Origin of the sequence: Bifidobacterium tibiigranuli (assembly GCF_022655035.1) — a bacterium.
Lineage (GTDB): Bacteria > Actinomycetota > Actinomycetes > Actinomycetales > Bifidobacteriaceae > Bifidobacterium > Bifidobacterium tibiigranuli_A.
On the sequence record NZ_JALCUA010000003.1, the window covers coordinates 144,515 to 158,139 of the forward strand.

Here is a 13,625-nt window from a genome sequence, read left to right on the forward strand (position 1 = left end):
TGTCTATCTTTACGCCGTGTATCGCGATGCATTCTTTCGAAAGCCTCCCGGTGGGTTAACAAGGCGTGATTGCAGTGCTGTGCTTTGCCGCGCAGCCCGTATGCGAGTGTAAGGAGAAACGATGCGTAACGCCATCGCTCTTATTCAACGAGTCCCACTACTTCCTCTCACCGTGCTCTGCGCGATACCCCTCGCTGTGCTGAGCGACGTACATCCGTGGCAGCCATGGTTCGGCGTCGTGAACCCTTCGCTGGGCCAGGTATTCGTCATTGCTTTGGTAACCTACACCGTTGTGGACGCGCTCGCCGGCATGATTCGGGACTTACGCAGTGGCCGCGTCGGCGTGGATGTGCTCGCCGTGCTCGCCATATTATCGACTCTCGCCGTGCAGGAATACTGGGCCAGCTGGGCCGTCGTGCTCATGGTCTGGTCGGGCGAGGCGATCGAGGAATACGCGCAGGCCAAAGCGGAAAGCAGCCTGAGCGCGTTGGCCAGCGCCGCGCCGCGCAACGCCCATGTGGTCGACTTGCCAGGCATCGGGGTGCGTTCGGATGCAGATAAGGCTGGCGAAGGGCGGGCCGCGTTCCGGGCAGTTGCGGACGCTGGCGTGGCAGATGCGCCCGTCGAGAAGGCCAATGCCGAGCCAGAATCCGAAGCATCATCGCATTTCCACACGCTGCCTGTCGAAGAGGTCCGGCTTGGCGATGTGCTCGTGGTGCTGCCCGGGGAGACGGTGCCGGTTGACGGCGAACTGCTCAGCGCCTCGGCCACGCTGGACTTGAGCACCATCAATGGCGAGCCGGTGCCGCGCGAAATGTACGCAGGGGCGCGCGTGATGTCCGGCGCGGTCAACGGCTCGAACACGCTCACTATGCGTACGACGCAGCTGGCCCAGGACTCGCAGTATCAGCGGATACTCGATCTGGTCACCTCGGCCAAAGAGTCCCGTGCGGCCGTGGTCAGAACCGCCGACCGGCTGGCTGTGCCCTTTACCGTGCTCGCGTTGCTGATCGCAGGCGTGGCGTGGCTCGTTTCCGGCGATGCCACGCGATTCGCGCAGGTTTTGGTCTTGGCGACGCCCTGTCCGCTGCTCATCGCGGCTCCGGTGGCCTATATGGCCGGAACCGGGCGCTTGGCGAAATCCGGCATCCTGATCAAAACGCAGGATGTGCTGGAAAATCTCGGTCAGGTTTCGCATGTGTTCTTTGATAAGACCGGCACGCTGACCGTCAAGACTCCGCAGGTCGCGCGCGTCGATCTGGTGGGTGGGTTCGGTGGCGGTCAAGTCGGCAGCGCCGGCATCGGTGGCGATGGCAGCAATTACAACGATTATGGCGATTTCGACCAAGATCACATCCTCGCGCTCGCGGGCGCGATTGAGACGTATTCGGTGCATATCCTTGCCCAAGGCATCGCTGCGGCGGGGGAGCAGGCCCGGCATCGCCTCGCGGAGCAGACCGGGGGCCAGTATGATTCGCCCCGCGGCTATCCGGTCGTCAACCATGTCAGCGAGGATGCCGGCAACGGGGTCTGCGGCGAGGTCGACGGCGTGCCGGTGCGCGTCGGTCGCTTCGATTATGTGATCGCGACCCAGGATTCCGCGCAGGGTGGCGGCGCAGGCAACGTCAGCAGCCCCGCTGCTGCATTTCCGGTGGCACGATTCGGGCAGCGTGCGCCCGACGAGATGGTCACCTATGTAGCGGTGAACGGGCGACTCGCCGCGCGCATCGTACTCAAGGACGTGCCGCGCGCCAACGCCCGAGAAGCCTTGGACCAGTTGCGCTCACTCGGCGTTGAGCGCCTGACCATGCTCACGGGCGACCACGCGGCTTCGGCCCACATCGTTGCCGACAGCGTAGGCATCGCCGACGTGCACGCCGACCTGCTGCCAGAAGACAAGCTCAGAGCAGTCGCCACACGCGAACAGCCCGTTGCGCGGGCGAATCAAGCCGAAACCAGCGGGCACGGACAAGGTCGCGTAGGAACCAGCGAACGCAGCCGTGATGGAGACAGGAGCCTTGGCTTTGCGCCGTCGATTCGTGCGCGGCTGCGCGGCGAGTCGACCGCCCGACCCATCACCATGATGGTTGGTGACGGGGTGAACGACGCCCCGGTGCTGGCTACCGCCGACATCGGCATGGCCATAACCGATGGCACATCGACCGCCGCATCCCAGTCGGCACAGGCGGTGATCATGAATGACGACATCGCCGCCGTGCCGCGCGCCATCGCCATCGCGCGGCGCACCAAGCAGGTCATGCTGCAGGCCGTCATCGCCGGGCTTGCGCTGGCATTCCTCGGCATGATCGCCGCCGCCTTCAATCTCATACCAGTGGTCGTCGGCGCCTTCCTGCAAGAGGCCATCGACGTCGTTTCGATTCTGTGGGCGCTTACCGCGCTGCTCGAGCGCGACTGAGCGCGAGAATGACGTTGGCTCACCGCTTGACGCCTTTACTATGAAGAACCATTTCGATGCCGTTGCAAGCGTATAGTGGCAGGCATGAGTTGGATTATTGCGCTGCATGTCATCGGTTCCGTGTTCATTATCGGCCCGCTGGCCGTGCTGCCCATGACCGGGCTGCGTGCCATCCGCGAGGGCAGCTCGGCGCAGGTGCGCGGCCTGTCGCGCACGGTGATGGTGCTCGGCTGGCTGACCGTGCTGGTCAGCGCGTTCGGTGTGGTCGGCTTCTACGTGATGAATCCGGCATACCGCGATAAGCTCGGCACGGCTTGGCTCGTGTGGTCGGTTGTGCTGACGCTGATTGCCCTCGCGCTCACGCTCGCCGTCGTCGTGCCGCAGATGAACGCTGCCGCCAAGGCGATTGAGGAGCGCAAAGCTCCTACTGCCACAACGTTCGGCTCGGACGTCTCGCGCCCAGGCGACTTGGACGGCTCGGCTATCGCAGCCAACGTAGGCTCTGACTCGTCCGTGGCCCACAGTCAATACGCCGTCATCTCAGCCGTCTCAGGTATCGTCTCGCTGCTGTTCGTCGCAGTAGCCGTCCTCATGGTGATTCGGTAGCGGTTCCTTATTGGGATTTATTAAGCACATTGTGGGAATTTTGCAGGTTTTCATGTCCCGATGCCCAAGACAGCGAACTTGAAAACGGCGGTATTCCGCCAAAACGCTGTGGGCTAAATGAGGTGTCTACTTCGGCAGGTGCTTAATAGATGAAAAAACTGCTTAAAAGATGGCGATGACTCGAATTAGCCACTCGAATTAGCCAAGGAACATACGGTAATTTGCGCAGAATGCTCGAAGCGACGTCATAATCGTGCGATGAGGCTCCAAAGCACCCCGAGTCACGAGAATTTTCGCACTGTTGCTTCTTAAAGCGTTTATTAAGCAGTTTTTTCGTCTATTAAGCACTCCGCAAAGTATGACCGGAATACGTCGTATAGAGGAATGGCGGAATATCAGCGTTCTTTCGATGTCCCTGATGACCAAAAGAAGCTTCGAGCAGCGGAATCGTCCATGAAGTGCTTAGTAAATGCGCAAACGAGAGGACTCGGCTTCAAGGAGACGTGCCTGAGACGCAATATGTGCAGAAATTGCGTCCCGACGTGTGGCGAAACGGTGGGTGATGCGTGCGAAAAAAAGTCGCTGACAGCGCTGACGGCAAAGAACCCCTGTCGTCGGCGCAGGGTTTGCGATAACCTAGAGCGCGTGACTGAGAATGTGAACGAGAATAACGAATTGCGCATCGCCGTCGTCGGCGCTGGCCCCGCCGGCGTCTACTCCTCCGACATCTTTCTGCGCCAGCTGAGGAAAACCGGCGAGGAGCTCGGACTGGGAACCAAGGCGCGCATCGACCTGTTCGAGAAGCTGCCGGTGCCCTTCGGCCTCGTGCGTTACGGGGTGGCCCCCGATCACCCGAGCATCAAATTCATTGCCGATGCGCTCGAGAAGACCCTCGACAATCCGGACATTCACTTGTATTGCGATGTGGAATTCGGCAAGGACATCACGCTCGATGACCTGCTGGCTCGTTATGACGCGGTACTGTTCGCAACCGGAGCCGTCGCGGACAAGCCGCTGCTGATTCCGGGTGCTGATTTGCAGGGCGTGTTCGGAGCCGCGCGCTTCGTCGAGTGGTATGACGGCTATCCCACAGGCGCGCGCGAATGGCCGCTCGACGCCGAGCAGGTCGCGGTCATCGGCGGCGGCAATGTGGCGATGGACGTGGCCCGCGAGCTTATGCGCAACGCTGAGGATCTCAAGTCCCGCACCGATATCCCCGACAATGTGTACGAGGGCATCAAAGCCAACAAGGCCAAGGAGCTGCACCTGTTTGTGCGTCGCGGCGTGGCGCAGGCGAAATTCTCGGTACAGGAGCTGCGCGAGATGGAGAAGCTGCCCGGTGTGCAGCTCGTCATCAACGAGGACGATTTCGACTTGGATGATGAAACCGTCGAACGGGCGAGTGCGAACAAGCTGACCCGCCAGATGGTCGAGGAGCTGTTCGCGATTCGCGAGATGGCCGAGGATATGGAGGATGACGGCGGCGCTGATTTCGAAGGGAATCCGGCGAAGCGTAAGTACTATCTCCATTTCAATGCCGATCCGGTGGAGATCGTCGGCGCTGACGGCAAGGTCGCGGCCATTCGCGTTGAGCGCACCGAAACCGGGGCCGATGGCACGATGCATCGCACCGGCGAGTTCGAAGACATCCCCGTACAGGCCGTCTATCATGCGATTGGCTACAAGCCGGCCAGCGTGCCGGACGTCGCCTACGACGAGGCCCGCACAGTGCTGGCGAACGATGGCGGCCGGATTCTTGCTGCTGCTTTTGGCGAGGCGGAATCGCCGGAAGTGCTGCCGCGCTTGTACGCGACCGGCTGGGCGAAGCGCGGCCCGATTGGCCTTATCGGCTCGACCAAGTCCGATGCGCTGCTCATCGTGACCAATATGCTTGACGATTTCTCGAAGGGCGGCGCTGCTGGACGGGTCGCGCCTGACCGCGACCCGGCATCCATCGACCGGCTGCTCGCCTCACGTGGGGTTGCGCCGATTGATTTCGCCGGCTGGAAACGCATCGATGCCTTCGAACGCTCCGAAGGTGCCAAGGAAGGACGCGAACACAAGAAGGTCGTGGAGCCCGAGGAGTTGCGGCGCTTGGCACGTGGTGAGTAGCGCGCTGTGCACTCTAAAACTGTGTGTTTCAAAACCCCGCACTCCAAACTCTGCGCTCCAAACTTTGCACTCTAAAAAAGTGGTAGCATAAAGGCGGGTATGAGGTTCACCCTGGGCACACGGCCCGAACCGCCTTCGGGCTGATGACTTCTGCAGGGATGCAGAGTCATGTCATGTCCTCTCCTCCCTGGAATGATTCCCAAGGAGGGAGTGAGCAATGGCTGATACGTTCACCGTCACCATTGAAATTCCGCGCGGTTGCCGCAATAAATACGAAGTGGACCACGAAACCGGCAGGCTGCATCTTGACCGGACGCTGTTCACATCGATGGGCTATCCGGCGGATTACGGCTTCATCGACGGCACGCTCGGGCAGGATGGCGACCCGCTTGACGCCCTCGTGCTGTTGCCCGAATCGGTGTTCCCTGGCTGCGCCGTGGAATGCCGGCCCGTGGGCATGATGGTGATGACCGACGAGCATGGCCCGGACGCCAAAATCCTGTGCGTGCCTGCGGATGTGCGCTATGACGCGATTCGGGATATCGGCGACATCGGTGACTTCACCAAGGCCGAAATCGTCCACTTCTTCGCGCAGTACAAGGTGCTCGAACCGAATAAGCGTGTCGATGGCGACATCCATTGGGAACCGCTGGCCAAGGCGCTTGACGAGGTCGCGGCGTCGTTCGAACGCGCGAAGACGGCTGAGTCCGTGGCTGCGACTGCCTGAACCAACTGTGCTTGGAACCGGCTGTTTGAAACCCGCTGGCTGCACATGAAACTGCAATCAGCGGCCCCGCAATTATCCATATTCAATACCCACAACATTCGTTGCACACGCAACAAACCACTACAAAGGAGTATCCTATGAGCAACATCACCAATATTCACGCACGCGAGATCCTCGATTCGCGCGGCAATCCGACGCTCGAAGTCGAGCTGACCACGGCCGACGGGCAGTTTGGGCTTGGCTCCGTGCCTTCGGGCGCGTCCACCGGCGAGGCCGAGGCATGGGAGCTGCGCGACGGCGACAAGCAGCGCTATGACGGCAAGGGCGTGCTTTCCGTCGTCGATAATGTCAACACGATTATCGCGGACGCGGTGCGCGGGCTGGATGCCGCCGATCAGCGCGGCCTCGACCGTGCGCTCATCGAGCTGGACGGCACGGACAACAAGAGCAAGCTGGGAGCGAACGCGATTCTGGGCGTCTCGCTCGCCGCGCTGCACGCTTCGGCGCAGTCGGCTGGGCTGCCGCTGTACCGCTATTTGGGCGGCACGAACGGCTTCACACTGCCCGTCACCTGCATGAACGTGCTCAACGGCGGCGCACACGCGGATTCGAACGTCGACATTCAGGAGTTCATGCTCGCGCCCATCGGTTTCGACACGTATCACGAGGCGCTGCGCGCGAATGTGGAGACCTATCACACGCTGAAGTCGATCCTGAAGAGTCGCGGTTTGGGCACCGGACTGGGTGACGAGGGCGGTTTCGCACCGAATCTCAAGTCCAACGCCGAGGCGATGGATCTGCTGGTCGAGGCCATCGACAAGGCCGGCTACCGCCCGGGCGAGCAGATCGCGCTGTGCTTCGACGCGGCGGCGAGCGAGTTCTACGACAAGGAGAAGGGCGTTTATCGCTTCGATGGCGATGAGCGCACCGGCTCCGAGATGGCTGACTACTACGAGAGTCTGCTCGCCAAGTACCCGATCATCTCGATGGAGGATCCCTTCGAGGAGAACGCTTGGGGCGACTTCGCCGCGCTGACCGCGAAGATTGGTGACAAGATGCAGATCGTCGGCGACGACATTTTCGTGACCAATCCGAAGCGGCTGCAGCGCGCCATCGAAGAGAAGACCGCGAACTCGCTGCTGGTCAAGCTCAACCAGATCGGCACCGTGAGCGAGACGCTCGACGCGATGAATCTGGCCTATCGCAACGGTTTCACCACTATGGTGTCGCACCGCTCGGGCGAGACGCCGGACGCGACGATCGCCGATCTGACCGTCGGCATGAACGCCATGCAGCTCAAGTCGGGCGCTCCGGCGCGCGGCGAGCGCATCGCCAAGTACAACCAGCTCCTGCGCATCGAGGAGCGGCTGGGCGATGACGCGCAATACGCGGGCGCGAAGGCCTTCCCGCGCATAGCTGCTAAGTGAGGCTGACGGGGGCGATGCGGTCGATGGCATCGGTCGCTCGCTGATATTCGCGGCAGGCGTTTGAGCCTTGGGGCTGCTGCCCATCCCTCGGTTCAGGCGCCTGCCGTCTTTCGTTCGCGCCCCACTCAAACGTTCCGCCCGACCGTCACAACCCCCGCATTATCCGATACCCAGTGCGGGCGTTGTGACGTTTCCCTGCGGTCATACGTCACGATTCCCGCACTATATCGACCCTCATGCGGGGCTTGTGATGTTTCAGCGCCGTCAGACGTCACAACCCCCGCATAGGGCTCGTTATCATGCGGGAGTTGTGACGATAGCCGTTGCCTTTTATACGGTAAATCGACCCTAACGTGCAAAAAGCAACGTTTCCCAAGTCGGTTTCGTGACCTTATGCACGTCAGGGTCGAGTTAGCGTACAGAATGCGACGCAGCAGCCTGCAGCGAACATTCAGCAAAAGTCCAGAGGGATTCTTTATTCTGCTGAGTATGACTGGGAATGTGAAGGTGCACGGGCATTTCAACGGATTGAAAACCACGCTGCTGTTTGCGCTGATGTGGGCCGTTATCATGCTGATTTGGTGGCTCACCGGCGGCAGCCAAGGCACGCTCGGCATATACATTGTCATCGGCCTGGCGACGACCTTCGGCTCGTACTGGTTCTCCGACAAGCTGGCCATCGCCTCAATGCATGCGCGCGAGGTCTCTGAGCAGGAGGCGCCGGTGCTCTACCGCGTGGTGCGTGAGCTGTCCGCCAAGGCGGGCAAGCCGATGCCGCGTATCACCATCGCCCCGACCATGAGTCCGAATGCTTTCGCCACCGGCCGCAACGAGCGCCATGCGGCGGTGTGCTGCACGCAGGGCATCCTGCAGATGCTCAATGAGCGCGAGCTACGCGGCGTGCTCGGCCACGAGCTCATGCACGTCTACAATCATGACATTCTCACGTCCGCCGTCGCGTCGGCGATGGCGACGGTCATCACCTATCTGGGATATTCGCTTATGTATTTCGGCGGCGGGAACAGCCGGGACAATCGCAATGGCTCAGGCGGTGGCGGCCTTGGTGCGATTGGCATGCTCGTGAGCATGATTCTGGCTCCAATCGGCGCTTCACTGATTCAGATGGCCATATCCCGCACCCGCGAATTCGATGCCGACGAAGACGGCAGCCGTCTGACTGGTGACCCCGAAGCTCTTGCCTCCGCGCTGAACAAGATCTCCACCGGAGCGCAGACCGAGCCGATGCCACAGACCGCCGGCACGCAAAGCGTTTCCGCCATGATGATTGCCAACCCCTTCTCCTCGCAGGGTTTCAGCCGCCTCTTCTCCACGCACCCGCCAACCGACGAGCGCATTTCGCGCCTGATGCAGATGGCGCAGGAGATGCGCGAAAGTGGCGTTGAAGCCGGTGGCCCGGGTGGCCCGCAGGTGGGGTACTGAGGCGCGGTTCGTGCTTTTGACCGTAGTCACGCTCAAAAAAATGTGAGCGGTGTTCCCCTGCTTCCAGCTCATCGCGCTAACTCTGTCTTGAACATGACACTTGGGTCGGCTTAATGTCATAAACAAGACAGAGCGACCGTTACTCTGTCTTGAACATGCCTTTTATGCGCCGATAATGTCACATTCAAGACATAGCCCCAGTTATCCGGGCACTAATATGTCAGCTACCGCTGCCAAGTTCATTGGTGCGTATCGATTATCGGTTACTCATCCAAATCATCGCGCTGATTGCGATGCCGCAACGTTCTGTTCATGCGCTCGGTGAGCAGCCAGCCGTGCAACATGACGCCCAGCCAGATCAGGATATAGATGCCGACGAATGACGCGGCGAACCCGGGGAAACGCTGCGGCGAAAGCATGACATACCAGCGATTCGTGAGCAGCCAGCCGACCACGAGGGCGAAGGTGAGCGGGCAGTGGATGAGCAGAATCGCCCAATACGGGATTTGCAGTTTGAACAGCAGCGTCAGCTCGCCGATCAGCGCGGACATGACGAACAGGGAAACCACGCTCAGCGGTGTGATGGGGATTGGCGGTTGATCGAGGATCTCCGCAACCAGGAAAACGAAGGAGCCGACGCCGACGCCAATCATGGCATTGATGATGAGCTCGCGCAACGTTGACGCCATGCGTGATGGCTTGCGTGATGGCGATGACATGTGCTGTTCCGCCACGGCCGGCGTCAGACCGGAAAGCTGCGACAGGAGTTGCTCGCGAGATTGAACAGAGTCGGTCCCCGCTGCGGTACTTTCCGCTGCGCTGTTTACCAGAGTGGCACTTTCCGTCGCGTTGCTTTCGAAAGTGCCGGTCTCCGCCGCATCAATTGCGGCTGTGCCGATTCCTGCCATGTCATCCAGCCTTGCTGGTGTCCCTGATGTCTCGTCCATGCTCAACTCGTTCATGTCGTCGCCATTCGCATTCTCTGCCGCAGCCGTATTCGTGTTCGCGTCAATATTCGCATCCATGCTCATGCCTCCAAAGCCTCGCGCAGCGCGGGCACGTACCTGCGGCTTACGGTTTCGCGGATATCGCCGGACAGCCGCGCGGTCATATTGCCCGAATAGCTCGCCTCCAGCGATTCCAGATGGCGCAGGTTGATGACGGCCTGGCGCGATATCTGCACGAAATTGCGCGCGGGGAGCTTCGCCATGAGTTTGACGAGCCGATTTCGGGTGGTCAGCGTCTGCGATGTGGTGCGCACTAGCAAGTCCTCGCCGTGAACAGCGATGGTGACGATTGCTGATTTGCGCACGATTTCCAGGCGATTCGCGGTTTCGATGGGAATCGTGGCCGAGGCGGTCTGCCCGATGGCCTCCACGGAGCGCATGAGCGCGGAAACCGCGGGCGTGGGGCTGGCCGCCTCGACGATGACGTTCACCTCGCCATCAGCGAGCTCGGGATTCGCCCTGAAGATAATGCTCACCGCGCCCTCGCCTCTGATTCGTTGCGGACAATTGTCTTGCCCCCAATCGTACGAGCAGAACGGCCAATACGATAATCACGGTGATGCCGGCGAGCAGCGCGAGGTCCTGGGCGGGCGTGGTGAGCGAACTGCCGATCTCGTATCCGATACCCATATCCTTGCGGAAATTCTGTGCGACGGATGCCGGGACTGCGCTGAATGCGTCCGATATGGTGTCGTCTAGCAGCAACCTGCGGAAGAGCGAGGCGGAGTACGCGCCCGGCCAGAGCTTCATGACATGCTGTGCGCCGGCGGGCACTGCGCCGAGCGGTACGTAGACGCCGCTGAGGAAGCCGGCCGCCGTGCCGATGACGGTGCCCAGACTCGAATTCGCGCGCTGTGTCGAGACCGACACGGTGAGGGCGAAGGCCAGCGCCGCGCCGAAAATCGCGGCAAGCGCTATCAATCCGAGCAGCTTCGCGTCGGTGGCCGCGTTGCGCCAGGGAAGCGTCACATGGTCGACCACGGTGAAATACGCTCCGGTGACGGCCAGCACGATGAGCTGCATGACGAAGCCGATAATCGCGGAGCTGGCGAGATAGGAGGCCTGTATCCGCCACGGCGAGTGGCAGGCGAGGCGGAAGTCGTCGGTCAGGCCGTTTTCGCGGTCGTAGACCATCTGGCTCATGCCGGTCAGGGGTGTGGTGATGGCGGTGATCGACAGGATGCCGCCTATCAGCCACGGGTCGAGCAGGTCGCTGACGGTGACGGGGGTTGCAGCGCTTGCTGCGGTTGAGCTGTGTGCGGCGGCCGCGCTGGCGGCTGCGTTGCCGGCGTTCATGGCGCCGGTCCAGTTGCCTTCCAAAGTCTGCTTGAGGAAGACGATATACAGCACGAAGGCGATAAGCGCACCGAGCAGCGAGAACAGCATATTGGTACGGTTGCGGGTGAACAGCAGCAGGTTGCGTTTGGTGAGGGCGATCATGAGCGGGACTCCTTGGAAGTGGTGGCGGATGTGGGGTTTGGGGTGGTGATTTGGTCGGCATCGATGGTGCCGTTTTCGTTGTGGCCGGTGAGCGTGAGGAATACGTCGTTCATCGTGCCGCGCAGGCAGCGGAAATCGAGTATGTATGGCCGCATCGCAGTCAGCAGGCCGATGCATTCGTCAGCGCTGGAAACGCTCAGATGCAGGTGATTGCCGTCGATTGTGGCCACAGCGGTTGTGGCTTGCGTGGCGTTGCCTGCTGTCATGTCTGGCTGGCTTGCCGCGGTCGAAGTCGCAGATGCAGACGCTCCGTCAGCATCATCGAATCGCTGCGCACGAGCCACATAATCCTGCGCAATCTGCTCGATTTCCTGCCGACGCTCCGGGCTGAAGGTGATGTCCAACGTGTACTGCGTGTAGCGCTGGATCAGCTCCTGCGCCGAACCCTGCGCGTGGATGACACCGTGATCGATAAGGTAGACCTGCTGCGCGTAATTTGCCTCCTCAAGATAATGCGTGGTAAGCAGAATCGAGAGGTTCTCGCGCTTGCGCAGCCCGTCGAGCATCGTCCAGAGCGTGCGCCGCGTCGCAATATCCAAGCCGGTCGTGGGTTCATCGAGTATCAGCAGCTCGGGCCGATTGATGAGCGCACGGGCGATGTCAATGCTGCGCCGCTGCCCGCCCGAAAGCGAGCCATACTGCTGGCCCGCGAAGGATTCGGCACCGACCAGCGCAATGACTTCGTCCACCCGGCCGCGCGGCGTTCCGGGATACAACCGTGCGCGTATCGAAAGATTCTCGCGCACCGTCAGCGTCGGATCGAGCACGCTGCCTTGGAACACGACGCCGAGGCGCGGCGCGTGGGCGTGCGACTGGGACTGAGCGCCATATTCGATCACGCCGCCATCGGGCTTGGCCAGTCCGGTCAGCATGCTGATCGTCGTGGACTTGCCGGCCCCGTTCGGCCCGATCACCGCTGTTAGTGCGCCCGGCTCGATGTCCAGCGACACATCGCGGACGGCCTCGTGCTTCCCATACCATTTGGACAGATTGCGTGCCCTCATCACCGTGCTCATCGCTTCCTCCCTCATACTGTTGCGTTGTTGCGCGAACATTTGCGTATCGCGTATCCGCGTGACGTTTTCCTTGACGTTTTCATTGTGCGATGCGCCGCTCACCGCCGAAAGCTGAGAGCGCCAAGCGGTTCCATCTGCACGGTGAGTTGCGGCTGAGCGGCGGTGAGCGTTCTTTGCAACGGGCGCGATGCACCCAGGTTGAGACGCACAAGTCGGCCAATAGCGATTTCGAATGGCGGAATTCCGCGGCTACGAAATGCTATCGGCCGATTTGTGCATGAGGCGCGACGTCCCGGAAAGACGACAGGGCATGTGTTACACTGGTCGCTTGTGCGCACGCACATGCGGATGTAGTTCATCGGTAGAATGGAAGCTTCCCAAGCTTCAGAGGCGGGTTCGACTCCCGTCATCCGCTCTCTTTCTGATCCTTGCAAATCAACGGTTTTTCCTTATGGTAGTAGGCGTAATCACATGTTCGGTTTTAACCGAATTTAATGGAATTTAACCGAATTTAATGAAAGATGTGGGCAAAATGTGGGCAGAGACCACGCTCTTCCGATGCTGCAGGAATGCTCACTGAACGCAGAAAAGTGCTCCTCGCCTCCTACGCGGAGGCGAGGAGCACATTGTGCATTATCCAACTGGGTTTGCGGTTTATTTGCTGATGGTACCGATTAGACTAGTGCGGCAGTGTCGGCTGTCACCAGTTCGGAAGGTATTGTTGCCAAGGGTGCCCTTCAGGCAGGCCGACTCGTTCCAGCATGGCGTTGTCGTGCTGCCAATGAGGCAAGAGAACAGGTGCGGAAGAGGCGGGCTCCTTAAGAAGATCCCATCTATCCTCGTAACCTGCGAAGGTCGGGATATCAATACGAGCACCACTGATGTCGGTGTGACGCTTTCCAGATTTTGCTTCAGGGTCAGTCAGCCAGCTTTGGTGCCCAATCCAGGTCCCTGCTATGACGTGATTCCTGGGCACCACAAATCCACGAATATCGTGCGTTGCTTTGTCTACTTTGACCAGGACAAACCATTCGCTATTCTGCTGGGCCAAACCTATTCTACGGATGTTAAGCGGCCAGTTGCCCGCGGTCGTAGTCTTTACCTGGATGCTGATCTGCCGGGAATCCTCGGCATTAATAGCAAGGATGTCCGTGCGGGCGACACCGTCTCTGGTAAGCGCCGGATCCCAGCCCCGCATCGCGAGTTCGGCGCAAACCCAGAATTCCCCGATGCTTTTCGTCTGCTTAGTATCTTTCACCGTTTCCCCCCAAACTCTTTGTCAAAGCCATATAATGCTGCCGAGAGGAATTATAGAACTATCAGTATAAAGAATCGCCCCTCACTTCCCATGGGAAGTGAGGGGCGATTGGATTT

The 13,625-nt window shown here is 60.4% G+C and carries 11 protein-coding genes, 1 tRNA gene and 1 riboswitch; of the genes, 7 read left to right on the top strand and 5 right to left on the bottom strand.

Annotated elements, in window-relative coordinates; all coding sequences use genetic code 11:
* The first annotated feature begins 121 nt into the window (after positions 1-121).
* The 6 genes from LKK40_RS04960 to htpX all read left to right on the top strand — a co-directional run bounded on the left by LKK40_RS04960 (position 122) and on the right by htpX (position 8,728).
* Positions 122-2,416, top strand: coding sequence for an HAD-IC family P-type ATPase (locus tag LKK40_RS04960; protein ID WP_304309694.1), 2,295 nt, complete (start codon positions 122-124; stop codon positions 2,414-2,416).
* Positions 2,417-2,500: 84 nt separating this feature from the next.
* A complete protein-coding gene (locus LKK40_RS04965; RefSeq protein ID WP_304309695.1) occupies positions 2,501-3,022 on the top strand; it encodes a DUF2269 family protein in 522 nt (173 codons plus the stop codon).
* A gap of 645 nt (positions 3,023-3,667) precedes the next feature.
* On the top strand, positions 3,668-5,134 hold the full coding sequence (locus tag LKK40_RS04970) for an FAD-dependent oxidoreductase (protein ID WP_304309696.1): 1,467 nt from the start codon (positions 3,668-3,670) through the stop codon (positions 5,132-5,134).
* Between the two features lie 86 nt (positions 5,135-5,220).
* Positions 5,221-5,294, top strand: a riboswitch (Fluoride riboswitch).
* Positions 5,295-5,351: 57 nt separating this feature from the next.
* Positions 5,352-5,861 (top strand): inorganic diphosphatase, encoded by a 510-nt coding sequence (locus LKK40_RS04975; RefSeq protein ID WP_304309698.1) that lies wholly within the window; start codon positions 5,352-5,354, stop codon positions 5,859-5,861.
* 137 nt (positions 5,862-5,998) lie between these two features.
* The gene (gene eno / locus LKK40_RS04980; RefSeq protein WP_304309700.1) at positions 5,999-7,288 is read left to right on the top strand and encodes a phosphopyruvate hydratase; all 1,290 of its coding nucleotides are present in this window, start codon (positions 5,999-6,001) and stop codon (positions 7,286-7,288) included.
* A gap of 489 nt (positions 7,289-7,777) precedes the next feature.
* A complete protein-coding gene (gene htpX / locus LKK40_RS04985; RefSeq protein WP_304309701.1) occupies positions 7,778-8,728 on the top strand; it encodes a zinc metalloprotease HtpX in 951 nt (316 codons plus the stop codon).
* Positions 8,729-8,991: 263 nt separating this feature from the next.
* Here htpX and LKK40_RS04990 read toward each other — a convergent pair whose 3' ends face one another.
* Genes LKK40_RS04990 through LKK40_RS05005 form a run of 4 tightly spaced genes read right to left on the bottom strand, consistent with a single transcriptional unit; the run spans position 8,992 to position 12,251 of the window.
* Positions 8,992-9,753: a DUF3021 domain-containing protein gene (locus LKK40_RS04990; protein WP_304309703.1), complete on the bottom strand. Its 762-nt coding sequence runs from the start codon at positions 9,751-9,753 to the stop codon at positions 8,992-8,994.
* A 2-nt stretch (positions 9,754-9,755) separates the two neighbouring features.
* A complete protein-coding gene (locus LKK40_RS04995; RefSeq protein WP_304309704.1) occupies positions 9,756-10,211 on the bottom strand; it encodes a LytTR family DNA-binding domain-containing protein in 456 nt (151 codons plus the stop codon).
* The gene (locus tag LKK40_RS05000) at positions 10,174-11,175 is read right to left on the bottom strand and encodes an ABC transporter permease (protein ID WP_304309706.1); all 1,002 of its coding nucleotides are present in this window, start codon (positions 11,173-11,175) and stop codon (positions 10,174-10,176) included. The genes LKK40_RS04995 and LKK40_RS05000 overlap by 38 nt, the downstream gene beginning before the upstream one ends.
* Positions 11,172-12,251, bottom strand: a complete 1,080-nt coding sequence (locus LKK40_RS05005) for an ABC transporter ATP-binding protein (RefSeq protein WP_304309708.1) — start codon at positions 12,249-12,251, stop codon at positions 11,172-11,174. Before LKK40_RS05005 ends, LKK40_RS05000 begins: the two co-directional genes overlap by 4 nt.
* 344 nt (positions 12,252-12,595) lie before the next feature.
* Here LKK40_RS05005 and LKK40_RS05010 point away from each other — a divergent pair.
* Positions 12,596-12,666, top strand: a tRNA-Gly gene (locus LKK40_RS05010).
* A gap of 285 nt (positions 12,667-12,951) precedes the next feature.
* Here LKK40_RS05010 and LKK40_RS05015 read toward each other — a convergent pair.
* A complete protein-coding gene (locus tag LKK40_RS05015; RefSeq protein WP_304309710.1) occupies positions 12,952-13,509 on the bottom strand; it encodes a hypothetical protein in 558 nt (185 codons plus the stop codon).
* Positions 13,510-13,625 lie beyond the last annotated feature (116 nt).